General features: G+C 56.4%; 1 protein-coding gene. It reads right to left on the bottom strand.

Annotation, left to right across the window (positions count from 1 at the left end; genetic code table 11):
- Positions 1–266: 266 nt before the first annotated feature.
- Positions 267–692 (bottom strand): aquaporin (locus NK662_RS24615; protein WP_254761346.1); only part of this gene is annotated, 426 nt, incomplete at its 5' end.

The following is a 692-nucleotide window of genomic DNA, read 5'->3' as shown; positions in this document are numbered from 1 at the left end:
ATGGCTTCCAAATTTCCTGGTACAAACCAAATCTAATGCAAATTGATCTTATCAATTGTGTCGATGAAATTTTACAATTTTGATTTCCCCTTCCAGACAACAATCGCAGAAAGTGACCTTTTACATGTACCGTGTTTGACAAAAAGAAGGTAAACCGGAAAATACAAAGCCTGTGAACGTATCACACACGACGAATATCAAATCAAGCAAACGTACGATGCATGCAAACTGACACGGATACTTCAATTAATTCGGTTCATCCACTTTTAAGCGTAGTCCTGGTCGGCAACGGGCTGGTATGAGCCGATGAACACGTCGCCGTACACGAGCCCGGCGAGGCCGCCGCCGATCAGCGGGCCGACCCAGTAGACCCAGTTGCCAGCGAAGTTGCCGGCGGCGACGGCGGGGCCGAAGGAGCGCGCTGGGTTCATGGAGCCGCCGCTGAACGGGCCGGCGGCGAGGATGTTGGCGCCGACGATGAAGCCGATCGCGATGGGCGCGATGGTGCCGAGCGATCCCTTCTTCGGGTCCGCCGCCGTGGCGTACACCGTGTACACCAGCGCGAACGTGATGACGATCTCCATCACGACGCCCTCCAGCTCGCTGATGCCGGCGACGCCGTGCGTCGGGATGGCCTTGCCGTGGGTGACAAACTTGAGGAGGAGGCAGGCGATGGAGGCGCCTAGCAGCTG

This window comes from Ectobacillus ponti (genome assembly GCF_024294785.1).
Classification (GTDB): domain Bacteria; phylum Bacillota; class Bacilli; order Bacillales; family Bacillaceae_G; genus Ectobacillus; species Ectobacillus ponti.
The sequence above is the reverse complement of the archived record's forward strand: the minus strand, read 5'-3'. Positions and strand labels throughout refer to the sequence as shown.